Genomic DNA, 23114 nt, shown 5'->3' on the forward strand with positions numbered 1-23114 from the left:
ATTAAAAAATAGCCAATCTTTGACCGTTTTTTGTGCAGAATTTAAAGTGGTGAGAACCACTATTGAATTTATTTAATTCTTATCTCAAATGTTTTGAATTGCGTTCAATTTAAAATCGCTTTTTGGAAGTGGGGCACATTCTTCTTCATGGCCAATGAATTTTGGAAAAGCTTCCAAATTTGGATCGAACCAATTTTGTTTTGCTTGCTCGATTAATACTTTTAAAATTTAAATAAAATCTCTACTGTAAAAATCGGCAAAATTTATTTAAAGCAAATTTCGGTTTTAAATTATATCTGGCAAAACCCGCCCAAAATATTTTATTTAAAAGAAGCTATTCTGCAGATTTCATATTTTCGCCATCGCTGGAGTGAAGCCGTCTGAATACGATTCCCGTAAGAACGGTAAGTGATCCCACTAAGAAAAAAGTATATCGAAAAGCAAGATGAATAGCACCGTGCGTGAGTGCAGTGTTATTTTCAAATAATTTCAGCGTAATTAAGCCGATCGCAATACCAAATCCTACCGCGAGTTGCTGGTTGACTGCCAGCAAGGAGTTTCCGCTGCTCGTATGTGAGTCGCGTAAATCTGCTATTGCAATCGTATTCATAGCTGTAAACTGAATAGAGTTGAAAAATCCCAGAATTGCAATAATCGGAACAAACCAATAAATGGAATTGTTGATGCCCGGAATTCCTAAACATGCGATCAAAAATCCAATGATAAAGGTGTTGATCATCAATGTTCGGCGGTAGCCAAAATAATCAAGAATTTTTATAACGAAAGATTTCCCAATCATTGCAGTTAAGGCCATTGGTGCTACAATCCATCCCGAAATTACAGCGGTTTGTCCGTAGGCAATTTGAATCATTAATGGCAATAGAAGTGGAATAGCGCTGATTCCTAATCTCGTTGCAAGATTTCCCAAAATTCCTACCCGAAAAGTCCTCACCTGAAATAAATTTAAAGGGAAAATAGGGTTTTCGGTTTTTTTAGCGTGTACATAATAGTAATAGATCATCAAAAATCCTAAAGTGAAAATCAGCAAAACGGGCGTTGTGTTGGTGACGTTTCCGAACAATTCCAGCGAAATTGAAAGTAGGAGAGATGCGGAGGCGAAGATTAAAAAGCCCTTCAAATCAAAAGTGATTTTTGTAGAACGATAATCTGGCATATATTTTAAACTTAAGATTATTCCCAATAAACCGAAAGGAATATTAATTAGAAAAATCCAGTGCCAAGAAAGATAATCTACCATATAACCACCGACCAGTGGTCCTAAAATTGGTCCTATTAACGCCGGAATAATGGCGAAATTCATGGCTTTTACCAATTCATTTTTTTCAAATGTTTTGATGAGCGCTAATCGTCCGACTGGTGTCATCAAACTTCCACCGACACCTTGAATCACTCTGGATATTACAAGTTGATTCAAATCTTGAGATAAGGCACAAAATAAAGAACCGAGACTAAATATAATTAAAGAGGTGATGAAAATTTTGCGGGTTCCAAATTTATCAGCTAAAAATCCACTTACCGGCATAAAAAGCGCCAATGTCAACACGTAACTGATAATCGCGTTTTGCATGTTCAAAGGTGATTCATTCAGGTCTTTCGCGATTGAGGGTAAAGAAGTATTCAGAATCGTGGAATCCAACATCTGCATGAAAATGGACGTGGCGAGAATTAAGGGAAGAAATTTTTTGACAGAATTATCTTGGCTAAAAGGCATTTAACAAATTTAAGAATTCCTACAGCAAAGTAATTGCCACAAATCCACAAATTTTTAGAAAGTGGTGATTGATGAAATCTTTGAGATTCAAGAATCAAGAATCAAGAATCGAGAAGGGAGAATCAAGAAGGGAGAATCAAGAAGGAAGAACCAAGAATCGAGAATCAAGAACCAAGAACCGAGAGTCAAGAATTAAGAACCAAGAAAAAAGATTGGTGATTTAAGATTTAGGTTAGTGCTTAATTAATAAATATTTGAAATTTTTAATTTTAAATAATTTAGCGCATTTCTGTATTATTTTAGGTGCTGGCTAAAGCCAATTTTTAATGACAATAAAAACGGGCTAAAGCCCGCTTTTATTGAATATTTAATCAAAAAATAATTGATAAAACTTAAAATTGCTTTGTCAATTAAACCAAACTTAAGGAGCGTTAACTTGGCTCTTTTCCTTTTTCCTTTTTACTTTGCTCTTCTAGTAAGAATCATCGTGAACCGATAAAACTGCTCTTCCGCTTGGGTCATTTGCATTTTTGAAAGCTTCATCCCATTCTAAGGCAATTGGTGTGGAGCACGCCACGGAGGGCACGGATGGAACTGTTGCAGCTGCCGTTTCACTCGGGAAATGTTCTTCGAAAATTGTCCGGTATCTGTATTCTTCTTTATTTTGTGGTGTATTTAAAGGGAAACGAAATTTAGAATTCGTCATCATTTCATCAGTAACTTCCTGATGTGCAACTTCTTTCAAAGAATCAATCCAGGAATAGCCGACGCCGTCGGAGAATTGTTCTTTCTGGCGCCACGTGATGCTTTCGGGCAATAGATCCTCAAAAGCTTTTCTTAAAACCCACTTTTCGATTTTGGGTTCGTGGGCCGTTACCATTTTATCTTTTGGATTAATGCGCATCGCAACATCCATAAATTCTTTATCTAAAAAAGGAACGCGACCTTCAATTCCCCAACTCATCAAGGCTTTATTGGCACGCAGGCAATCATATAAATGAAGTTTGTTCAGTTTTCGCACATTTTCTTCATGGAATTCTTTCGCGTTTGGTGCTTTGTGGAAATACAAATATCCGCCAAAAATCTCATCACTTCCTTCGCCAGAAAGTACCATTTTAATTCCCATTGATTTAATGACTCTTGCTAATAAATACATCGGTGTAGAAGCACGAATCGTGGTCACATCATAGGTTTCTAAATGATAAATTACGTCGCGCACCGCATCTAAACCTTCTTGAACGGTAAAGTGAACTTCGTGATGAATGGAGCCGATATGTTCGGCGGCTTTCTGGGCTGCAATTAAATCTGGACTACCCTCCAAACCGACGGCAAAACTATGCAATCTGGGATACCAAGCTTCCTGAGTATCGCCACTTTCTATTCTGTTTCGGGCGTATTTTGCGGTGACGGCCGAAATAATAGAAGAATCTAAACCACCGGAAAGCAAAACACCGTAAGGAACATCACTCATCAACTGCCGGTGAACCGCTTCTTCCAAAGCTTTTCTAAGTTCTGCAATATCTGTCGTGTTGTCTTTTACATTGTCATAAACTTCCCAATCTCTTGTGTACCATTGCTGCAATTCATAACCATCTGGACTGAATAATAAATGTCCGGGCAGAAAGGTTTCGATGGTTTTGCAAACGCCCTCCAGAGCTTTCAGTTCTGAAGCCACATAAAAACTTCCGTTTTTGTCCCAACCTTGGTATAAAGGACAAATTCCCATGTGATCGCGCGCGACAAGATAAATATCATTTTCAATATCATATAAAGCGAAGGCGAAAATCCCATTTAATTTATCAATGAAATTTTTCCCATATTTTTTAAATAAAGGGATAATGACTTCACAGTCAGATTCTGTCTGAAAATCGTAATCCGGAAATTCTGCGCGCAATTCTCGGTGATTATAAATCTCCCCATTTACGGCCAAAACTATTTTTTTATCTTTCGAAAATAAAGGCTGTTTTCCGGAGGTAGGATCTACAATTGCCAAACGTTCGTGGGAGAAAATTACCTTTTCATTTTGAAAAATTCCGCTCCAGTCCGGGCCACGGTGCCGAATTTTCTTAGACATTTCTAAAACCTGAGGTCTTAATACTTCGGTTTTCTGTTTCGCATCAAAGAGACATACAATTCCACACATGATTATATCGTTTTTAAGTACTTTGTTCTATTCGGTTAAAAATCTACCACAAAAATATTCTAAATGTTTATAAATTAAAAGTATAATTACAAATAAGTGAATAATATTCGTAATTAAAATCTAAAATAGAAAAAATTTAATCAGGTGTGCTAAATTTACTTCGTGAAGTTGAAAAAATTTATATCGTTGAATAAATGATACTGGTCAAAAAGTTCTAAATATGCTGAGCAAAATCCTTTTTAATAATTTCTTCAATACAATATTCCGCAATTGCCGTTATCGTTACAAAGGGATTTACACCTACAGTTCCTGGAATTAACGACCCATCGATAACGTAGAAATTATCATGTCCGTTCAACCTTCCGAACTGATCTGTTGCTTTTCCCAAAACAATTCCACCCAAAGGATGATAACAAATATCAGCGCCAAATCCGTTGTGAAAAAGTAAATGTGATCGTGTACCGCCATTGGCTTTGTTCATTGTTCGGAGGAAATACTTTGCGTTATTCTTCATGTGAGCGGTGTGGGATTTGTCCCAGTTTAAATCTAATTTCTGTTCTTTCAAATCGTAAGACACTTCGCCAAACTTCTTCAATTTATTGACCATTAAATAAAGAGAAGTTGCGACATTCAATCCCATCGGTAATGGCGCAATCTCTACAAAAAACGGATGTTCTTTATCGTCCCAATGATCTATTCCGCCAACAGGAATCGTAGATTGTTTAGATCCTGTTCCGCCCGATAGTCCTTTTACAAAGTTTCGGCCGGTCATGAAATTGCCATTATTCCCCCATTCTTTACCAATATTATTATCAATTGGAAATTGGTTAAATGCTTTTGATTTTAAAAGTAGCTCCAGCGAACCCATTGTTCCCGCAGAAAGTATGAGTTTTTTTGTGTTGATAATTCGATGTTTAATTTCTTCACCTTTTGTATTGATTATCGAAATGTCGATCGAGTAGCTTTTATCGGATTTTTGAGCAATATGATTCACTTGATGCAGCTCCAGAATTTCTAATTTCCCCGTAGCAGAAGCTTTTTTCAAATAGGTTTTGTCTAATGAATTTTTGCCGTAATTATTTCCATAAATAACTTCACCAGCTAAAGCAGATCGCGGAACTTCATTTTTATATTCCTTTTCCATGTATTTAAAATCATACACATTTGGAACACGAACTGTTTTAAAACCAGCGTTCTTTGCCTCTTCTTCCCCAACGCTGTTAAACTTATAATAGTCGCAATCTTTCAAGAAATCTTCGGAGGCGACGTTTGTCTTCAATTCTTTATTGGCTAAAGGAAAATAATGAGAGTAAAATTTTTCGCTATTTAAATCAGGAAATATTTCTTTAAAATATTCTTTTTTTGGAGTTACTGCCATGCCACCATTAACCAATGAACCACCGCCAACGCCACGTCCAACCCAAATTTTGATGTGTTCAAAATCCAACCGATCCAGCGCACCGGTAAATTTTTCTAACCTGAAAAGATTCATAAAAGGTGCAATGGTTTTCGTTTTCAACCACGCAGCGGAATGTCCGGGATTAATCATGGGCGAATATTTCTCTCCAGATTTTTCCCAGTTCAAGCCCATTTCCAAAAGTGTCACCGGAATATTTTGTTCGCAAAGTCGCAACGCTGCGACAGAACCACCGTAACCAGAACCAATAATAACGACTTCTTTTTCAAGAACTTCTGTCGGCGACTTGGATTTTTCCCCGACGGGATCTGGAGATTTTCCAAAAAAACTGCCCATTCCTAAAAAGAAAAAGGCAGCAATTCCCAGACTACTGGTTTGAATAAATTCTTTTCGATTCATGTGTAGCAATAATCAAGAAGTGTACAAAAGATTAAAATAAAATTGTTAATCAGTGCGCGTTGCATCTAAGTTTACGCATTTCTCGAAATCAAAGCCATATAGAAACCGTCGAAACCTTCGCTCGGCATCACTTTTTCTTCTTTGATCAATGTATATCCTTCATTATTTTTAAGAAAAGTTGCGACTTGCTCATTATTTTCGCTTGGTAAAATAGAACACGTTGCGTAAACCATTTTCCCACCTTTCTTCAAAATTTTCGCATAATCTTGCAAGATTTGTTGCTGTTCTTTTTTGATACGGTCGATGAATTCCTGGTCGATTTTCCATTTAGAATCTGGGTTTCTTTTCAGGACTCCCAAACCAGAACATGGTGCGTCAATCAACAAACGGTCTGCTTTTTCATGCAGCCTTTTGATGACTTTATTATCTTCTATAAATCTCGTTTCAATATTGTGAGCTCCGGCTCTTTTCGCGCGGCGTTTTAATTCTGCCAATTTCCATTCATAAATATCGAGCGCAATAATTTGACCTTTATTTTTCATCAAAGCTGCCAAATGCAAGGTTTTTCCACCAGCGCCTGCACAAACATCAACTACGCGCATTCCTTCTTTCACATCCAGAAGTTCCCCGATTTTTTGGGAAGAAGCATCCTGAACTTCAAACAAACCATCTTTAAATGCTGAGGTTAAAAACACATTTTTCTTTTGCTCCAATTGTACAGCATCAGGATAATTGGCTATTTGAAAACTTTCTACATTTTCATCTCTCAGGTCAGAAACCAGTTCGCGAGCCGTAGTTTTCAAAGTATTTACCCGAAGAATTGTCGGCGCCTGCTCATTGAGAGCTTCCATTTCTCTTTCCCAGTTTTTACCCAATTCTTTTTCCATGGTTTCAGCCAACCATTCTGGAATAGAATATTCAATCGCTTTCGTAGGAACTGTATTTTTCTTTAGTTTGTTGATGATATCTGCGTTTTTTATGCCGTCAAATTCTTCAAACTTTTTGTAGTGAATTTTGGTCCAAAGGCAATATGACAAAATCATTTTATAGATATTGTTCGGTTTTACGCCTTCGCCCATATAGTATTCCAACCGTTTTTTCCAGCGGATAATATCGTAAAAAATCTGTGCAACTACTTTTCGATCTTCGCTGCCCCATTGCTTATGTGCTTTAAGTAATCTTTCGATAACTTTATCGGCGTATTTTCTTTCTTCGAAAAAAGTTTCCTGCAATGCGTCGTGAATTCCGATGAGTAAGTTTCTGTGTATGAGTTCCATGTGGGATAATTTATAAGTTCAATTCATCCTCGAATCTTCGGGACAAATTTTTTGCAAAAATAAGGTTTTTAAAGGGAATTGTAACCTTAAAATTTTGGCCGCACATTTCCGTCTTACTTTCACTCTCAAATTTGTAACGGTTTCTACTCAAGCCGGGGGCGCAGCCTACGCGTAAACCGAAGGATCACCCTCCTAAATATTGTGATCTCTTGATATAAATAATATCTTTGTAAAAATTAAAATTATGAGTGATGCTATAGTTTGCCCAAAATGCCAGTCTGAGTTTACGTACGAACAAGACGATAAAATGGTATGTTCGCAATGCTTCCATGAGTGGACTCCTGGCGAAACTGCGGAAGAAGATAAAATTTTAGATGCAAACGGCAACGAACTTCAAAATGGTGATACGGTGGTTGTCATTAAAGATCTTCCCGTAAAAGGAGCACCAAAGCCAGTAAAATCAGGAACTAAAGTAAAGAATATTAGATTGCGTCCTGATTCTGATCACAATATCGATTGCAAGATTGATGGATTCGGCTCTATGGCACTGAAATCAGAATTTGTGAGAAAGGCATAAAAAAAGGAAAGATTTGGACAGGGTTCCATTTCAAAGACTTAGTTGTACAAATGAATCGCACTAATTTCGTCTCAAGGCAGAAAGAGAATTAACCAAAAATTTCCTTACGTTTTGAATATCAAAGCTAAGAATTATTTTATCAATATCAAAACAACCTGAGAAAAGTCAACAATTATCTAAGAATTAAGAAATGATGTTGGCTTTCGTCTTTAAAGATCAGTTTTTGGGAAAGAAATTTTCACTTTTTCTGCTAATTTTTCAGGGGTATAAATAGTTATTTTTTTATTACGCAGCTGAACTTTATTCCAATAATGACTTCCGGCAAAACGGCTTTCTAAAACGATTGCTTCCTCACCGTCTTCGCTCAGGGAAATCTCATGTGGATACCAAAAATTTTTATGTAGATTAAATGACGATCTTTCTTCCTCATTAAATACATTCACTTCCCCGAAAAGTTCCGCAACATATTGATTGTAAGGATTGAGATAAGTGTCTTTGGCGTTGTCATTTTGTATCAGTCGACCTTCATTCAGAACAATAATTTGATCCAACCAAGGAATAACTTCCTGGATTTCATGCGTAGAAATAATGAGTGAAATCTTCTTCTCTTTAACATAATTAAAAAGCCGCTCCCGAAGTTGAATTTTACGCGAAAAATCAAGATTGCTGAAAGGTTCATCCAGTAACAAAAGTTTTGGCATTACAGAAAGTGCTCTTGCAATCGCTACGCGCTGCTGCTGACCGCCACTTAAATATTTAGGTAAGATATCTCGATATTCTTCTAAACCTACGACTTCCAAAAGCTCCTGAACGCGTTGCTTTTTTTCGTCCAGATCGATATTAGAAATAAATTTTCCCACATTATCGCCGACGGTAGAATAGGGCATTAAGTCGTAATTTTGGGCGACCAGCTTCATATCATCTTCTCCCGGAACCAAATTCTTCGTAGGACCTAAAATTGGCGTACCATTAAAAATAATTTCACCTTGCTCCAGATCAAGGAGCCCATAAATTAAATTGAGTAATGTAGATTTCCCGCAACCGCTTTCGCCAGCAAGCGCAATAATCTTACCTTCTTCAACTCTTAAATTAAAATTCTGAAATAATTTTTGATCTCCGCGGTGGGAGAAAAATAATCGCTTGATTTCTAATAGCATGTTACAAAAATAACATATTTGCCCTAAATACGTTTATTTTTATTATTTTAGCGGAAACAATTTAAAATCAGTATTTTAATGATGAAATCAATCAAAACAACCGCATTTTCAATCTTACTTGGATCCTTAGTTTTAACTGCTTGCGCGAAAGAAAAACCACTTACAAGTGAAACTACTGAAGTGAGCACTTCTACCGACGGCGCAGTTTATGAAATCGATACGCTGAACAGTCGAATCGAATGGAAAGGATATAAAGTCGTAAAGTCTGACCAAAGCAGCCATTTTGGAACAATTAATTTTGAAAGTGGCCAACTTACGGTAAAAAACAATATGTTGGAGAGTGGCAATTTTGTAGTTGATATGAACTCATTAACTTCTGTAGATTTGAAAGATGATGCAGAACAGTTGAATAAACTTAATAGTCATCTGAAAAGTGGAGATTTTTTTGAAACCGAAAAATTCCCTACCGCGTCTTATGAAATTACAAAAGTTTCGCCTGCTGAAGCTGGTGATTATAACACAGTTTTGGATGGAAATCTCACGATTAAAGGAATTACAAAACCTGTTCAGTTTAACGCGAACGTTTCTGTAAAAGAGGGCGAAGTAAGTGTTGCGACAGAACCTAAAGATATCAAGCGAGAAGATTTCGGTGTGAAATTTCAATTGCCTGTTGCGAATGGTTTAATAAAGGATGAAGTAAATCTTCAGATTTTAATTAAAGCCATGGAAAAAAAGTAAATAGTTTTTTATACAAAATAGAAATCCGTCTCAAAATTTTTGAGACGGATTTTTTTATGATTGTATGATTGAATTTAATTCTCCTCGATAAAATTATTAGATATTATTTTCCAGCAGGAAGTGGATTTGCTTTTTTCGCTTCTTCAAAAACGGAAAGAGGAATGTGACAATAGCCACCTGGATTTTTTTCTAAATAATCCTGATGATAATCTTCAGCTTTATAGAAATTCTGCAATGGAATTGTTTCTACAACCACAGGTTTTGAATAGTTTTTAGCCAATTTTGCAACTTCAGTTTTTACGAGCGCTTCAGTAGTTGCATCAGTTGTATAAATACCGCTTCTATAATTATCGCCAACATCATTTCCTTGTCGGTCTAAAGTTGTAGGATCTATCGATTTAAAATAAAGATCAATTAGTAGCGGTAAGTTTACTTGATCTGCGTCATACTGAACTTTTACAGCTTCGGCGAAGCCAGTTGTGTGACTGATTACTTGCTCGTATGTCGGATTTTTAATCTTACCGTTTGCATATCCAACTTCTGTAGCAACTACGCCTCTTACGAGTTGAAATAGGTGTTCTGTTCCCCAGAAACATCCGCCTGCGAAATATATTTCTTTAATGTTTTTACCTTCCATATTATTTTCCGTTTGTTTTATTTGATTTGTAGGTTTTACTTTAGCTTTTGAGCACGAAAAAGTGGTCGCTGCGAAAACGCCAACTCCAAAGATAAAAGCCATGAGTGTTAAAATGTTTTTCATTTTTGTCTTATTATTTTTATTCATTATTCTTAATTAAATTTTTTCTTTAAATGCAAATATGAGGCTGAAATTTGAATAAGCTAAATGTAAATTTCTATCGTTATCATTTATCAAATTTTGCGTCTCGCACCTACAATTTTATATACGGGATATCGAGCGATAAAGATTGTTTTTTCATATAAATTATTGTTCAAAATCTTTAAAACTTATAATAATTAATTCGTAAGAAGATTATTCGAGAGTCATTTCAAAAATCATTAAATTTGCCACCTTATCATTAAGCCAAGAAAATCGCTAAAAAGCCAACTCAATCATGACTTCACAACAAATTAGACAACAGTTTTTAGATTATTTTAAAGAAAAAGGACATTTAATCGTTCCTTCTGCACCAATTGTGTTGAAAGATGATCCTACTTTAATGTTCTCAAACTCTGGTATGACGCAGTTTAAGGATTATTTCCTGGGGTATAAAGAACCGAAAGCACCACGAATTGCAGATACCCAAAAATGTTTAAGAGTTTCTGGTAAACACAATGATTTAGATGATGTTGGCCGCGATACGTACCACCACACCATGTTTGAAATGTTGGGCAACTGGTCCTTTGGCGATTACTTTAAAAAAGAAGCGATTGATTATGCGTGGGAATTGTTGACCGAAGTTTATAAAATTCCGAAAGAGAATTTATACGTAACTATTTTTGAAGGAGATGCTTCTGAAAATTTAGACCGCGATAATGATGCCTATAATTTCTGGAAAGCACATATTTCTGAGGACCGAATTATCAACGGAAACAAGAAAGATAATTTCTGGGAAATGGGCGAAAGCGGACCTTGCGGACCTTGTTCAGAAATTCATATCGATATTAGAACTGAGGAAGAAAAAGCCAAAGTTTCCGGTTTAGAATTGGTGAATAACGATCATCCACAAGTGGTGGAAGTTTGGAATCTGGTTTTCATGGAATTTAATAGAAAAGCGGATGGAAGTTTAGAGAAATTACCATCTCGACATGTTGATACCGGAATGGGATTTGAGCGTCTTTGTATGGCTTTACAAGGCAAAACTTCGAACTATGATACCGATGTTTTCATGCCTTTAATTACTAAAGTAGAAGAGCTTTCAGGAAAAAAATATACCGGACTTTTAGAAGACGAAAAAGATATTGCAATTCGTGTTGTGGTTGATCATATCCGTGCAGTTGCTTTCGCGATTGCCGATGGACAGTTGCCTTCAAACGGTGGAGCAGGTTATGTAATCCGTAGAATTTTACGTCGTGGAATTTCTTACGCGTACCGATTTTTAGGAATGAAAGAAGCCTTTCTTTATGAATTGGTAGCGATTTTAAAAAACGAAATGGGCGCATTCTTCCCAGAGTTAATTAAACAGGAAAAATTAGTTACTGAGGTTATTAGAGAAGAAGAAATCTCGTTCTTAAAAACCATCGAACATGGTTTGAAAAGAATTGATTTGGTCATCAATGAAACTATTTCTAAAAATCAAAAAACACTTCCGGGTGCAGCAGTTTTCGAACTGTACGATACTTACGGTTTTCCGGCAGATTTATCCAGAATCATCGCAGAGGAAAAACAATTGACCGTTGATGAAGTGGGTTTTGAAGAGGAAATGAACAAGCAGAAACAGCGTTCGAAAAAATCATCAGCACAGAAAGTGTATGACTGGGTTGTTTTAGAAGAAAAAGCAGAATCTTTCGTGGGTTACGACCACACGGAAAGTGAAACTTATATTACGCGTTACCGTAAAGTTGAAAATAAAGATGGCGAGTTTTTTCAAATCGTTTTATCGAAATCGCCTTTCTATCCGGAAGGTGGAGGACAAGTTGGTGACAAGGGAATTCTAATCCCAAGTTATGCGGAAGGTTTTGATATTTCAAATCCGAGCGTTTCTTCGATTACGGATTGTTCAGAAATCATCGAAGTTCTGGAAACCAGAAAAGAAAATAATCTGATCGTTTCTTTAATTAAAGAAATGCCTAAAGATGCCGGTGCCGTTTTCTATGCTAAAGTAAACGAATCGGAAAGAAAAAATACGCAGGCAAATCACTCCGTAACGCATTTGTTGCATGAAGCATTGCGTGAAGTTTTAGGAACACACGTTGAGCAAAAAGGTTCATTCGTTGGTCCGGATTATTTACGTTTCGATTTTTCTCACTTTTCAAAAATTAATGAAGAAGATTTGAAAGTGGTAGAAGAAAAAGTAAATGCAAAAATCAAAGAAAATATTGCCTTGCAGGAGTTCCGTGAGATTCCAATTACGGAAGCGATGGAAAAAGGCGCAATGGCTTTATTCGGAGAGAAATACGGCGATAAAGTAAGAATGATTCAATTTGGTTCGTCTAGAGAATTGTGTGGAGGAACGCATGTGAAACATACAGGCGAAATCGGTCATTTTAAAATTCAGAATGAAAGTTCAACTGCCGCCGGAATCCGGAGAATTGAAGCGATTTCTGGCGATCAGTCTGCTGCGTATTTTAGAAATTTAGAAACGCAGTTAAAAGAAATTTCTACTTTATTAAAGTCGAAAGATTTAACAAAATCGGTCGAGAAATTGATGGAGGAAAATTCTTCTTTAAAATCTGAAATTGAATCTTTGAAAAAAGAAAAAGCAAAATCAGAAACTTCAAACTGGGCAAATGATTTTGTTCAAAAAGAAGATAAAAAATTATTGGTGAAGAAAGTTTCTCTGGATGCCGGAAGCGTGAAAGATATCGTGTTCCAGTTGAAGAAAGATATTGAGAATTCGGTAATCATTATAATTTCTGATGCGGACGGAAAACCAATGATTACGGTTGGTGTTTCTGCAGATTTAGAATCGAAATACCACGCTGGAAATATCGTTAAAGATTTGGCGAAAGAAATCCAAGGCGGCGGTGGAGGAAATCCTGGCTTTGCAACTGCAGGCGGAAAAAATCTTGATGGTATTGAAAATGCTTACCAAAAAGCGCTTGCTATTTAAATTATATCTACAAAATATTTTGCAAAAAATCCCAAAACACAATTGTTTTGGGATTTTATCTTTTCAACCTGAGAAATTTAATTTTATTTGATTTTAACAGAATATTCCAGTTTTTGAAGTTTCTCTTCTAGTTTCAAAATATCCTTTTCTAATTTTTTGATCTTCAAGTTACTTTTTCTTAAATCGTTATTTGCAGATTCGGTCTGTCTTAAAAGTTTGGCTGCATTTTTTGCGTCTTTCGCCGTGCTTTTAGGATCTGAGGGAGAAAACTTGTTGGTTTTACGATCCGATTTCCTGTTAAGGGATTCTGCTTCGTCAAGAAATTTTGCGTTCCTGTTTTTTTCTTTTTCGAGTGCAATTTTTTTACTCATCAAATCACCATTCAGCTTAACAACATGGGATTGTTGCTTCATTGCCTTGATATCTTGTTCTTGCGCACTTAAATTTAAGGAAAAAAGAAGAAAACCTAAAGTAAATAAAAGAGATAAAATATTTGTTTTCATTGTTATAATTATTGAGCGGTAAAAATACTAGAAATATAATTGCAACAACCTGTTTAAATGTTAAAACTCAAATCTATTCTCACAAAACATTAATGCAAAAAAAAATCCCGAAATTACTTTCGGGATCTATATCTTGTAGTTTTTAACTATTTGTTTCCGTTACCTCTTGCTACTAAAGCAATAATAACAATAAGAACCAATGCACCAATTACCCAAACTAAAGGGTTGCTCATCCAATCTCCGCCCATCATATCGCTACCGCCTTTGTTCATATCGACATCAACTTTCAAGTCTGGTGCTTTTTCCTGAGCTTTAACTAAAACTACCGCTAAATTTGCCATAACAGCTAAAGCAAGCATTTGAATCTTTGAGAATAAATTAGTACGTGTCATAATTTTAAGTTTTTAATGTTATTAAAATCTAATATCCTAAAATCGTACCAAAAAATTAACGTTTGGGTGATCTATCTTAAATATTTCTTAAACTAAGTGTAATTCCATCAAAAAATCATCCATTACAAATCCATTTCCAATATCAAAAATTTGTTCGTCATAAACTTGAAATCCCTGAGATTCATAAACGCTTTTTGCAGGATTATTTTTGTTGACATTTAGAATAATACGATGGTCCTTGTTTTCTCTAACTTGAGTTTTTAAAAAATCAAGCGCTTTTTTACCAATTCCTTTCCCTTTGAATTCTTCAAGAAGGTAAATACGGTGAAGTTTGGTTGTCATTTCTTCGTAATGAAGTTCGAAACCCATAAAACCTGCACCTATTTCATCATTCAAAATAATATAATACAGATAATTAGGACTTAGGATTTGCCAAGAGATTTCATAATGAGAATACATTTCAGTGACCATATAAGTAATTTGGTCCGCTGATAAAATATTCTGATAAGCTGATTTCCAAGATTTATCTGCTAATTTTTGAATGAGTGAAATATCTTCCTCTTTTGCTTCTTTAAAAGTTATCATGCTGTATTTAATACCAATTTAACTGAGTTCTATAAGCGTAATTTCAGGATCAATCCCAACGCGACCTGGATAACCAATCACTCCAAATCCACGGTTTACATAGAGCGATTTTCCGTTGCTTTCATACAAATCAGCCCATTTTTTATAACGATACTGTACCGGCGACCAACGAACATTTTTCAAATCCAATCCGAATTGCATTCCGTGAGTATGTCCTGAAAGTGTTAAGTGAACATTTGACGAATGGTTTTTCACCACTGCATCAAAATGTGTTGGATCGTGACTCATCAAAATTTTTGGCGCATCAGCAGGAACATCTTTCGACGCTTTATCTAAATCTCCGTATTGTGGGAAAGGTTTTTCGCCCCAATTCTCGACCCCCAAAATATAAAGTTTTTCGCTATTTTTTTCAATAATTCTATGCTCATTACGGAGCATTTCAAAACCTGCCTTTTTCTGCAAGTCAATTAAGGACGGAATGTTTTGGGCTTTTTCCTGTGCAGAATTCCATTCACCATAATCACCGTAATCGTGATTTCCTAAGATTGAAAATTTACCGTCGCTTGATTTAATGGTTGAAAATAATTGGACGAACGGTTCAAATTCAGTCGCATAATTATTAATCATATCTCCTGTAAATAGAACCAAATCAGGATCTTGCTTGTTAATTAAATTGATGGCGTTCTGTAATTTGTCGGGATGAAAAAAACTGCCAGAGTGTACATCGGAAATTTGTACAATACGATAGCCTTTAAAACTGTTTGGCAATCCTGGAATTTTAATTTTTACTTTTCTCACGGAATGTCGGTACTTTCCGAAGATTATTCCATCCAAAAATAAACCTGCTAAAACCGCTGCGCTACCTAAGCCTAAAAGACTTATAAAAGTTCGTCGGTCGGCAAGATAAGTGTCTCCCGAAATAAATTTCTGGGAAAAGTAGATGAGCCACCGCCCTAAATCCTCCAGAAATAAGAAGAATATGATGAAAAGTTTGGGAAGAAAAAAGATAAGAAATAGCGACGCAACCAGTTGAACACGGTGATGGTCGCGATCTGTTCTTTTAAAATTAAGTACTTCGTAGATGAAGAATAAGTATACCAAAATTGTAACCACCCAATATCCCACACGGATCCAGTGGTTATTGGTGACTGTTTTTAAGGCTTGATATACATAGAACTCCAGAGCAAATAGAATTCCGGTAAAGATTAATATATTTTTTTGCATTTTTTGTCAAGAAAAAAGCACAAAACCAATTTTGTGCTTTTTATATTTTTTAGTTTTAAATTAAGGGAATCGATAAACGACTGCGTTGATATTCATACCAGCGCCTACAGATGCAAAAACCACGTTGTCTTTTGATTTAAAAGTGTGCGGTTTTAATTTTCCTTTATTAATAAGGTCGAACATGGTAGGAATTGTCGCAACAGAAGAATTACCTAATTGTTGAATCGTCATTGGCGCAATATCATGGTCATAATCTGTAATTCCGTAAAGTTTAAACAGTCTTGAAATCATTGCGTAGTCCATTTTCGCATTCGCCTGATGAATAAGAATTTTTGCAATATCACTAATATCTAAATTGGCTTTATCGATGGTTTCTTTGATCGCATCGGGAACATTTTTCAGGGCGTATTCGTAGATTTTTCGTCCGTGCATGCGAATGTATAAAGGTCTTCGGTCTTCATCAGGTTTTAAAGAAGGTGAATTTTCCAGGTACATCAGTTCATCGTGATTGTCACATACCGTACAATCTGCAATAATACCAACATTTTCATCATCTGTAGCTTTTACGACAACTGCGCCGGCTCCATCTGCAAAAATCATTTTGTTCCGGTCGAAAGCATCAGTAACTCTACTTAAAGTTTCTGAACCTACAACCAGTATAAGTTTGGCCTTCTTAGATTTAATTAATGTATCTGCTAAAATTAAGGCTTCAACCCAACCAGGACAGCCGAAAATCATATCGTAATTAACGGTTTTTCGGTTTTTAATTCCAAGTTTGTTTTTAACTCTGGAGGACATAGAGGGCAAGAAGTTGGTCATTCCATCTTGATTAACATCGCCGAAATTACTTGCATAAATAATGTAATCAATTTCTTCCTGATTAATATTTGCATCTGCAATAGCTTCCTGTGCTGCTCTGTGTCCTAGATCTGAGTTAAATTCATCATCTTCCAAATACCTGCGGTTTTCGATTTCAGTGATGTCAATAAATTTCTGAATGACTTCTTCGTTGGGTTTATCAATCTTCTCTCCTTCGTCGGTATAGAAAACAGAATCCATGAAATAATCTTTACCGATGACTTTGGTCGGAATATAACTTCCTGAACCTATTATGATTGTGTTGGGCATATGTGAATGAAAAATTTACGGCAAAGTTAACAATTAATATTGTATCGCCGAGAAACAAAATTATTATTAAATTTGTGGAACTTTTTGATCAGAAAAATATTTATGAAAATCAGTCCCTCTACCAAAGGTTTAATTATCTCACTTATTACCGTTCTGTTGGCTTTCGGGATTTATTTCCTTTTTTTGGCGAAAAAAAATTATTATCTTGTTGATAATCCGACGGAAAATACCTATTATTTTAAAGTAAATAATGGAGAAGAGAATATTATTACGGCGGGCCAGAAAGTAGAAGTTGATTTAAATAAGGGTAAAAATATGATTAAAGTTTTTGATGATCAGAAGAAAATGCTCTACGATTCTGGTTTTGTGGTCAATAAAAATCGCGGACTATTAAATATAGCTCATCAGGATTATTATATTAATGAACAGTTTTACGGGTACGGCCTGAATAAAGATTCATTAATCACCGCAAGAAAGAACACGAATATCGACGGGAAGCTTTATGTAAATTCGCCACTTAAATTTAATAAACTCTACACCGACAAATTCTATTACAATATTGATGAAGATTACGATCAAGTTATAAAAAACGTCCAAAAAATAGAATCCAGAACTAAGATTTTTCGTAAGGCAGATTTCCTAAAATACTACAAAGAATATTACCAATTTTAATTCCCATACCTTGAAGCAAGTTACTCCTTATAATACCGACGCCGGCAAGAAAAAAGAAGTCGAAGATATGTTCGACAATATCGCACCAAAATACGATTTGCTGAACCATGTTTTATCGATGAAAATTGATGTTTTATGGCGAAATAGACTGGTAAAGTGGATGAATAAAGATGAACCCAAAGTGGTTCTTGACGTTGCTACCGGAACTGGAGATTTGGCAATTGCCGTGCAAAAAGGAACTGGTGCGAAGGTGACTGGACTCGATCTTTCCCAGCAAATGTTGAATGTAGGTATTGATAAAATTAAGAAAATTAATCTGAATGATCAGATTGATATGATTAAAGGCGATGCTGAAAATCTTCCGTTTGAAGATAATAAATTCGATGCCGTTTCCGTTGCTTTTGGAGTACGAAATTTTGAAAATCTCGAAATAGGTTTGGCCGAATTGAAAAGAGTAGTGAAGGAACAAAAAAGCGTTTATATTTTAGAGTTTTCTAAAGTTGAAGGTTTTTTAGGACCGTTTTATATGTTTTATTTTAAAAATATATTGCCGCAAATTGGCAAGCTCATTTCAAAAGATAATCGTGCTTATACTTATTTGCCAGATTCCGTAAATGCCTTTCCTTTCGGTAAGAAAATGAAAGATATTTTATTGAATGTTGGATTTCAAAAAGTAGAGTATAAGGTATTAAGTTTAGGTATTGCAACAATTTATAAGGCAACGAAATAGTATGTGGAACAATTTCTTTAAACTAAATGTTATCGCGGCACTTTGTTTTGCAACGCTTTACGATGCGCAGTTATTTCGAAATAAAAACCGAATGGATAATTTGGAAGGTTTCGATAACCAAAAATTCAGCTACGGTTTTTTTCTGGCAGGAAATAATTTCGATTATAAATTGGTTTTAGATGGTAGAGCTTTTGCAGGTGATCCGTCTTTTGGTATAGAACGAAATAAAAATTTAGTGCAACCCAAATCAACCTACAGTTTTGGCGCGGGACTTATTGGAAAATTCAGATTGAGTGATAATTTTGATCTGCGGTTAGAGCCAGGTTTACAATTTGTAGAACGGGAACTGTATTTCGATACGCAATCGAATAATCAATATGCAGCGGGAACAGCTTCAAATCCACCATTTGATCCTAAGTATATACTTTCAGAAGCTGATAAATTACGAAAAATTAAGTCAACTTATGTTGATACTCCAATTCTTTTGGAAGTTCACGGGGATCGTTGGTACAATTCTAGGCCTTACGCGGCGGCAGGAATAAATTACATGCTTAATTTGCAATCTAATGAGAACAGTGCAGACGACAATCAGCAGGGAATTTTTCGGTCTACAAGCAGCAACTTTGCGTGGTCTGCAGAACTGGGAATACAATTTTATTTCAGCAGATTTAAGTTAACGCCAGGTTTCAGAGGAACTTTCATGATTAATAATGAGTTGGTCGCCGACAATCCGACCACGCCTCCTTATTGGACTGATGCTATATCAAGTGCAAAAACAAGAGCCTTTATGTTTGTCTTGAAATTTGAATAAAAAGAGTATTTTTTTAACATAATAGGGGATTGTCTACGGGCTTTCCCTTTTTTATTTTAGAATTTTGTAAATTAGTCAGTGAGAAGTCCTGCTATCCATTTAATTTTTTATATTTTTGCTCAAGAGTTAGAATAAATTAACCTGGAAAATGCTCAGAGATTTAGAAAATAATTTTTCGATTTTAGAAAAAAAAATTTTAGCTGTAAGTAAGAATTTTCAAAATCTTAACGAAAAGTATGTTGAACTTAATCAGGAGCACGAAGAACTGAAGGAGCGATATGAAGCAGAGAGAAAGAAAAACCAGGTTTTAGCAGAAGAACAAAAAAATATAAAGCTTTATTCAGCAATTTCAGGAAATCCAGATCATAATCGATTGATGAAAAATCATATCAATCGCCTGATCAAAGAGGTAGATTACTGTATTGCAGAACTTCAAAATACCGGATTGTAATGGATGTAAGAAGGATTACGATAACAATCGCGGGAAGAAGTTATCCACTTAATGTTCCTTCCTCTGAAGAGGAAACGCTGCGGAAAGTAGGAAAGCAAATTGATGGGATGATTAAAGATTTTGAAAAGAATTTTGACGTTAGAGATAAACAGGATGCTTTAGCAATGTGTGCCTTAAGATTAGGAACCAATGCAGAAGTAGCAGAAATCAGTAACGATAAAAATATTAACGCTTCCGTGGAAAGGTTGAAAAATATCAACCAAATCCTGGAGGAGTTGGAAAAGTAGATTTTTCTTTTCCAAAAAAACTGCCTACAATAGTTCTAACACATTACAGGTAAACTCAACGCTAAACAATTACCGGACAAATGTTCACTTAATGGCGTGCCGACTTGCTCGGATTACAAAAAGTGAAAATCAGTTCAAATCGTGTTGATTAGGAGTTTACTCTACATCACTGAATTATTGTGGGCTTTTTTTATTTAACAACGGAAAAAAACGTAGTTTGCTAATCAGTAATATACGTGAAAATATAAAAGGACTTAAGAACAATTAAAATTAAAACTATACATATATGACAACAACAACTGCTATTATCATAGGCATTGTATGTCTGGCGATAGGAGCACTTTTAGGAATGATGTTTTCTAAAAGCTCATTGAATGCCAAGGCAAAATTCATCGTTGATGATGCAAAAAAAAATGCAGATAACCTTTTAGATAAAGCAACATTACAGGCAGAATCCATTAAGAAAGAAAAGCATTTGCAGGCAAAGGAAAAGTTCATGGAACTTAAATCCCAGCACGACGCGGATATCCAGGTGAGAGAGAAAAAGATGCAGGATTCGGAAAAAAGAATCAAAGATAAAGAGCAAAAACTCAATGATGAATTGAGTAAAACGGGTAAACTGGAGAAAGATTTAGATCGGCAGATTGCCGACTACGGTAAGAAGCTCGAAATTATTGAAAGAAAACAACAGGAATTAGACACAGTTACTGCTCAAAAAGTAGAAATCTTGGAGAGAATTTCTGGATATTCAGCAGAAGATGCTAAAAATGAATTGGTAGAAGCCTTAAAAGCGGAAGCCAAAACAAAAGCACAGGCTCATGTTCAAAATATAATGGCAGAAGCGCAGCTTAATGCGAAGCAGGAAGCCAAAAAGATTGTTATCCAAACCATTCAGAGAATTGGGACTGAACAAGCGATTGAAAATTCAGTATCCGTATTTAATATTGAATCTGATGAGGTAAAAGGAAGAATTATTGGTAGAGAAGGACGAAATATACGTGCATTAGAAGCGGCAACAGGTGTGGAAATTATTGTTGATGATACGCCAGAAGCAATTTTGCTTTCCTGCTTTGATCCTGTTCGAAGAGAAATCGCAAGGCTTTCCCTTCACCGATTGGTGACCGACGGTAGAATTCACCCGGCAAGAATTGAAGAAGTTGTTGACAAAACCAAAAGACAGATTGAAGAAGAGATCATCGAAGTTGGTAAAAGAACAGTAATTGATTTAGGCGTACACGGATTACACCCCGAATTGGTGAAAATCGTTGGTAGAATGAAATACAGATCTTCCTACGGCCAAAATTTATTGCAACACTCCCGAGAAGTTGCCAACATCGCGGCGACCATGGCGGCAGAATTAGGACTAAACGTAAAACTGGCGAAAAGAGCAGGTTTATTACATGATATAGGAAAAGTACCAGAACAGGAATCCGAATTGCCTCACGCGCTCTTAGGAATGCAGTGGGCGGAGAAATATGGTGAAAATGCAGAAGTAATTAATGCCATTGGAGCTCACCATGATGAAGTAGAAATGACTTCTTTACTATCCCCAATTATTCAGGTGGCTGATGCAATTTCTGGAGCGAGACCAGGTGCCAGAAGACAGGTTTTGGAATCCTATATTCAAAGGTTAAAAGATCTGGAAGCTGCAGCTTTAAGTTTTGACGGCGTTTCCAGCGCTTACGCAATTCAGGCGGGAAGAGAACTTCGTGTGATGGTAGAAAGTGGAAAAGTAACTGACGATCAGTCTGCGCAACTTTCTTATGATATTTCCGAAAAAATTCAAAATGAGTTAACCTATCCAGGCCAAGTTCGTGTCACGGTTATTCGCGAAACGAGATCTGTAAATATTGCGAGATAAAACGAGTAATTTTACATCAATAATCAACTCCTTTCAGCAATGAAAGGAGTTTTATTTTTAGCGGAATTTAAGGCAATAATTTACATTTGAAAATATATTTCTAAAGATCCTACATGAAAGGTTTCATTTCATCTTCAATCTTTTTACGTAGATCCATAAGCTTTATCGCATATTTTTCCATTTGCTTATCTTGTTCTGTAGTTGGAATAAAGGTGGGAACTTCTACAGAATTTCCTTCATCATCAACCGCTACAAATACGATGATGCAGTGTGTTTTCTTTTCAAAATCTTTTCTTTTGATATTTCGGGAAAAAACATTAATCGCAATATGCATACTTGTTTTTCCTGTATATATCACCTCGGCTTCTACTTTTACAATATGACCAATTTTAATGGGAGAATAAAACCGAATTCCACCGACATAAACGGTGACACAGTAACTGGAACTCCACGAACTTGCACATGCATAACCTGCCTGATCAATCCATTTCATAACACTTCCGCCATGAACGTTGCCGCCATAATTCACATCACTGGGCTCGGAAATAAACTGAAAAACGGTCTTACTATTCATTTTTATCATTTAAGATTTAAAAATAAGCTTTTTTAAATAAAAGCTTGACAGCCGTCATTCCACAAAAAGTATTTCGAAGGAGAATTTATAATGACCATTAATATTTTGAAAATCAAACTTTTGTAATCATTATACCACCTTTAACTATTCTTAACACTTGTACTGCACGAAATTTGATAAGTATTAGGCGCTTAAGGAAGTCTTAAGTTACTATCAATTAACATTAAAAATTTAAACATGGGATTAGGATCATTTCTAAAAAATGTAGGTGAAAAAATCTTTGGTGGAGGAGAAACTCCAGCAGAACAGGCTCAAAAAGTAAAAGATCATGTAGCGAATTATGGTTTTGATACTTCCGGTATCACGTTTTCTGTAGCCGATGACAAAGTAACGATAAGTGGTGAAGCCAAAAACTGGGAAGAAAAAGGTAAAATTTATGTAGCCGCGGGAAATGTAAAAGGTATTGAAGGCGTTACAGATCAGATGACTGTAAAAGCAGCACCTGCTGCAACTACTCAGGCAGCACCTGTTAATCAACCGAAATACCACACCGTAGAAAGTGGAGACACGCTTTCTAAAATAGCAAAGGAGGTGTATGGTGACGCAAACGCATATAATAGAATTTTTGAAGCAAATAAACCAATGCTTTCTGATCCTGATAAAATTTATCCGGGACAGGTTTTGGTTATTCCTCAATAATATAATTAAGATATTTATTCTTAGAA

22 protein-coding genes are annotated in these 23114 nt (G+C 35.7%); 10 read left to right on the forward strand and 12 right to left on the reverse strand.

From position 1 onward, the window contains the following. Nucleotides 1-334: 334 nt before the first annotated feature. The 4 genes from LC814_RS12300 to LC814_RS12315 form a co-directional block, all read right to left on the reverse strand. Nucleotides 335-1732, reverse strand: coding sequence for an MFS transporter (locus LC814_RS12300; protein ID WP_226064269.1), 1398 nt, complete (start codon nucleotides 1730-1732; stop codon nucleotides 335-337). Between the two features lie 472 nt (nucleotides 1733-2204). Beyond that, nucleotides 2205-3875, reverse strand: coding sequence for an asparagine synthase B (gene asnB, locus LC814_RS12305; protein WP_226064270.1), 1671 nt, complete (start codon nucleotides 3873-3875; stop codon nucleotides 2205-2207). Nucleotides 3876-4089: 214 nt separating this feature from the next. Beyond that, nucleotides 4090-5691: a GMC family oxidoreductase N-terminal domain-containing protein gene (locus LC814_RS12310; protein ID WP_226064271.1), complete on the reverse strand. Its 1602-nt coding sequence runs from the start codon at nucleotides 5689-5691 to the stop codon at nucleotides 4090-4092. Between the two features lie 71 nt (nucleotides 5692-5762). Beyond that, nucleotides 5763-6968 carry an RsmB/NOP family class I SAM-dependent RNA methyltransferase gene (locus LC814_RS12315; protein ID WP_226064272.1) on the reverse strand — a complete coding sequence of 402 codons (1206 nt, stop codon included), beginning with the start codon at nucleotides 6966-6968 and terminating at the stop codon, nucleotides 5763-5765. Nucleotides 6969-7212: 244 nt separating this feature from the next. Between LC814_RS12315 and LC814_RS12320 the strand changes: the two genes are divergently transcribed. Continuing rightward, complete coding sequence (locus LC814_RS12320) at nucleotides 7213-7545, forward strand: zinc ribbon domain-containing protein YjdM (RefSeq protein WP_226064273.1); 333 nt, start codon at nucleotides 7213-7215, stop codon at nucleotides 7543-7545. A gap of 209 nt (nucleotides 7546-7754) precedes the next feature. Here the strand turns inward: LC814_RS12320 and LC814_RS12325 are convergent, their stop codons facing one another. Next, the gene (locus tag LC814_RS12325) at nucleotides 7755-8702 is read right to left on the reverse strand and encodes an ABC transporter ATP-binding protein (protein WP_226064274.1); all 948 of its coding nucleotides are present in this window, start codon (nucleotides 8700-8702) and stop codon (nucleotides 7755-7757) included. 78 nt (nucleotides 8703-8780) lie between these two features. Here LC814_RS12325 and LC814_RS12330 point away from each other — a divergent pair, with 78 nt between their 5' ends. After that, on the forward strand, nucleotides 8781-9440 hold the full coding sequence (locus tag LC814_RS12330; RefSeq protein WP_226064275.1) for a YceI family protein: 660 nt from the start codon (nucleotides 8781-8783) through the stop codon (nucleotides 9438-9440). Between the two features lie 103 nt (nucleotides 9441-9543). On the opposite strand, the gene msrA is transcribed toward LC814_RS12330, so the two are convergent. Further along, nucleotides 9544-10200 (reverse strand): peptide-methionine (S)-S-oxide reductase MsrA, encoded by a 657-nt coding sequence (gene msrA, locus LC814_RS12335; protein ID WP_311135712.1) that lies wholly within the window; start codon nucleotides 10198-10200, stop codon nucleotides 9544-9546. Nucleotides 10201-10513: 313 nt separating this feature from the next. Between msrA and alaS the strand changes: the two genes are divergently transcribed. Then, the gene (gene alaS, locus LC814_RS12340) at nucleotides 10514-13171 is read left to right on the forward strand and encodes an alanine--tRNA ligase (RefSeq protein ID WP_226064276.1); all 2658 of its coding nucleotides are present in this window, start codon (nucleotides 10514-10516) and stop codon (nucleotides 13169-13171) included. Nucleotides 13172-13254: 83 nt separating this feature from the next. On the opposite strand, the gene LC814_RS12345 is transcribed toward alaS, so the two are convergent. The 5 genes from LC814_RS12345 to LC814_RS12365 form a co-directional block, all read right to left on the reverse strand. Next, complete coding sequence (locus tag LC814_RS12345; protein WP_226064277.1) at nucleotides 13255-13674, reverse strand: hypothetical protein; 420 nt, start codon at nucleotides 13672-13674, stop codon at nucleotides 13255-13257. Nucleotides 13675-13820: 146 nt separating this feature from the next. Continuing rightward, complete coding sequence (locus tag LC814_RS12350; protein WP_226064278.1) at nucleotides 13821-14066, reverse strand: hypothetical protein; 246 nt, start codon at nucleotides 14064-14066, stop codon at nucleotides 13821-13823. An 87-nt stretch (nucleotides 14067-14153) separates the two neighbouring features. After that, nucleotides 14154-14651 carry a GNAT family N-acetyltransferase gene (locus LC814_RS12355; RefSeq protein ID WP_226064279.1) on the reverse strand — a complete coding sequence of 166 codons (498 nt, stop codon included), beginning with the start codon at nucleotides 14649-14651 and terminating at the stop codon, nucleotides 14154-14156. Nucleotides 14652-14669: 18 nt separating this feature from the next. Then, nucleotides 14670-15875, reverse strand: coding sequence for a metallophosphoesterase (locus LC814_RS12360; protein ID WP_226064280.1), 1206 nt, complete (start codon nucleotides 15873-15875; stop codon nucleotides 14670-14672). Between the two features lie 60 nt (nucleotides 15876-15935). Beyond that, nucleotides 15936-17003: a 3-oxoacyl-ACP synthase III family protein gene (locus LC814_RS12365; RefSeq protein ID WP_226064281.1), complete on the reverse strand. Its 1068-nt coding sequence runs from the start codon at nucleotides 17001-17003 to the stop codon at nucleotides 15936-15938. A 102-nt stretch (nucleotides 17004-17105) separates the two neighbouring features. On the opposite strand from LC814_RS12365, the gene LC814_RS12370 reads away from it, so the two are divergent. The 6 genes from LC814_RS12370 (at nucleotide 17106) to rny (ending at nucleotide 21815) form a co-directional block, all read left to right on the forward strand. Next, on the forward strand, nucleotides 17106-17675 hold the full coding sequence (locus LC814_RS12370; RefSeq protein ID WP_226064282.1) for a hypothetical protein: 570 nt from the start codon (nucleotides 17106-17108) through the stop codon (nucleotides 17673-17675). Nucleotides 17676-17685: 10 nt separating this feature from the next. Further along, nucleotides 17686-18405 carry a bifunctional demethylmenaquinone methyltransferase/2-methoxy-6-polyprenyl-1,4-benzoquinol methylase UbiE gene (ubiE, locus tag LC814_RS12375; RefSeq protein ID WP_226064283.1) on the forward strand — a complete coding sequence of 240 codons (720 nt, stop codon included), beginning with the start codon at nucleotides 17686-17688 and terminating at the stop codon, nucleotides 18403-18405. Nucleotide 18406: 1 nt separating this feature from the next. Further along, nucleotides 18407-19216, forward strand: coding sequence for a type IX secretion/gliding motility protein PorT/SprT (gene porT, locus LC814_RS12380; protein ID WP_226064284.1), 810 nt, complete (start codon nucleotides 18407-18409; stop codon nucleotides 19214-19216). Between the two features lie 148 nt (nucleotides 19217-19364). After that, nucleotides 19365-19667, forward strand: coding sequence for a hypothetical protein (locus LC814_RS12385; protein WP_226064285.1), 303 nt, complete (start codon nucleotides 19365-19367; stop codon nucleotides 19665-19667). After that, nucleotides 19667-19954: a cell division protein ZapA gene (locus LC814_RS12390; protein WP_226064286.1), complete on the forward strand. Its 288-nt coding sequence runs from the start codon at nucleotides 19667-19669 to the stop codon at nucleotides 19952-19954. Before LC814_RS12385 ends, LC814_RS12390 begins: the two co-directional genes overlap by 1 nt. A 286-nt stretch (nucleotides 19955-20240) precedes the next feature. Beyond that, nucleotides 20241-21815 (forward strand): ribonuclease Y, encoded by a 1575-nt coding sequence (rny, locus tag LC814_RS12395; protein ID WP_226064287.1) that lies wholly within the window; start codon nucleotides 20241-20243, stop codon nucleotides 21813-21815. A gap of 109 nt (nucleotides 21816-21924) precedes the next feature. Here rny and LC814_RS12400 read toward each other — a convergent pair whose 3' ends face one another. Beyond that, complete coding sequence (locus tag LC814_RS12400; RefSeq protein ID WP_226064288.1) at nucleotides 21925-22389, reverse strand: acyl-CoA thioesterase; 465 nt, start codon at nucleotides 22387-22389, stop codon at nucleotides 21925-21927. 237 nt (nucleotides 22390-22626) lie between these two features. Here LC814_RS12400 and lysM point away from each other — a divergent pair, with 237 nt between their 5' ends. Beyond that, the gene (lysM, locus tag LC814_RS12405) at nucleotides 22627-23088 is read left to right on the forward strand and encodes a peptidoglycan-binding protein LysM (RefSeq protein ID WP_226064289.1); all 462 of its coding nucleotides are present in this window, start codon (nucleotides 22627-22629) and stop codon (nucleotides 23086-23088) included. Nucleotides 23089-23114 lie beyond the last annotated feature (26 nt).

Source organism: Kaistella polysaccharea, from assembly GCF_020410745.1.
GTDB lineage: Bacteria > Bacteroidota > Bacteroidia > Flavobacteriales > Weeksellaceae > Kaistella > Kaistella polysaccharea.

Bases quoted from the DNA above. Each gene is read 5' to 3' on its own strand.
- LC814_RS12300 (WP_226064269.1), bottom strand. From the start codon at position 1,732: ATGCCTTTTAGCCAAGATAATTCTGTCAAAAAATTTCTTCCCTTAATT.
- asnB (WP_226064270.1), bottom strand. From the start codon at position 3,875: ATGTGTGGAATTGTATGTCTCTTTGATGCGAAACAGAAAACCGAAGTA.
- LC814_RS12310 (WP_226064271.1), bottom strand. From the start codon at position 5,691: ATGAATCGAAAAGAATTTATTCAAACCAGTAGTCTGGGAATTGCTGCC.
- LC814_RS12315 (WP_226064272.1), bottom strand. From the start codon at position 6,968: ATGGAACTCATACACAGAAACTTACTCATCGGAATTCACGACGCATTG.
- LC814_RS12320 (WP_226064273.1), top strand. From the start codon at position 7,213: ATGAGTGATGCTATAGTTTGCCCAAAATGCCAGTCTGAGTTTACGTAC.
- LC814_RS12325 (WP_226064274.1), bottom strand. From the start codon at position 8,702: ATGCTATTAGAAATCAAGCGATTATTTTTCTCCCACCGCGGAGATCAA.
- LC814_RS12330 (WP_226064275.1), top strand. From the start codon at position 8,781: ATGATGAAATCAATCAAAACAACCGCATTTTCAATCTTACTTGGATCC.
- msrA (WP_311135712.1), bottom strand. From the start codon at position 10,200: ATGAAAAACATTTTAACACTCATGGCTTTTATCTTTGGAGTTGGCGTT.
- alaS (WP_226064276.1), top strand. From the start codon at position 10,514: ATGACTTCACAACAAATTAGACAACAGTTTTTAGATTATTTTAAAGAA.
- LC814_RS12345 (WP_226064277.1), bottom strand. From the start codon at position 13,674: ATGAAAACAAATATTTTATCTCTTTTATTTACTTTAGGTTTTCTTCTT.
- LC814_RS12350 (WP_226064278.1), bottom strand. From the start codon at position 14,066: ATGACACGTACTAATTTATTCTCAAAGATTCAAATGCTTGCTTTAGCT.
- LC814_RS12355 (WP_226064279.1), bottom strand. From the start codon at position 14,651: ATGATAACTTTTAAAGAAGCAAAAGAGGAAGATATTTCACTCATTCAA.
- LC814_RS12360 (WP_226064280.1), bottom strand. From the start codon at position 15,875: ATGCAAAAAAATATATTAATCTTTACCGGAATTCTATTTGCTCTGGAG.
- LC814_RS12365 (WP_226064281.1), bottom strand. From the start codon at position 17,003: ATGCCCAACACAATCATAATAGGTTCAGGAAGTTATATTCCGACCAAA.
- LC814_RS12370 (WP_226064282.1), top strand. From the start codon at position 17,106: ATGAAAATCAGTCCCTCTACCAAAGGTTTAATTATCTCACTTATTACC.
- porT (WP_226064284.1), top strand. From the start codon at position 18,407: ATGTGGAACAATTTCTTTAAACTAAATGTTATCGCGGCACTTTGTTTT.
- LC814_RS12385 (WP_226064285.1), top strand. From the start codon at position 19,365: ATGCTCAGAGATTTAGAAAATAATTTTTCGATTTTAGAAAAAAAAATT.
- LC814_RS12390 (WP_226064286.1), top strand. From the start codon at position 19,667: ATGGATGTAAGAAGGATTACGATAACAATCGCGGGAAGAAGTTATCCA.
- rny (WP_226064287.1), top strand. From the start codon at position 20,241: ATGACAACAACAACTGCTATTATCATAGGCATTGTATGTCTGGCGATA.
- LC814_RS12400 (WP_226064288.1), bottom strand. From the start codon at position 22,389: ATGAATAGTAAGACCGTTTTTCAGTTTATTTCCGAGCCCAGTGATGTG.
- lysM (WP_226064289.1), top strand. From the start codon at position 22,627: ATGGGATTAGGATCATTTCTAAAAAATGTAGGTGAAAAAATCTTTGGT.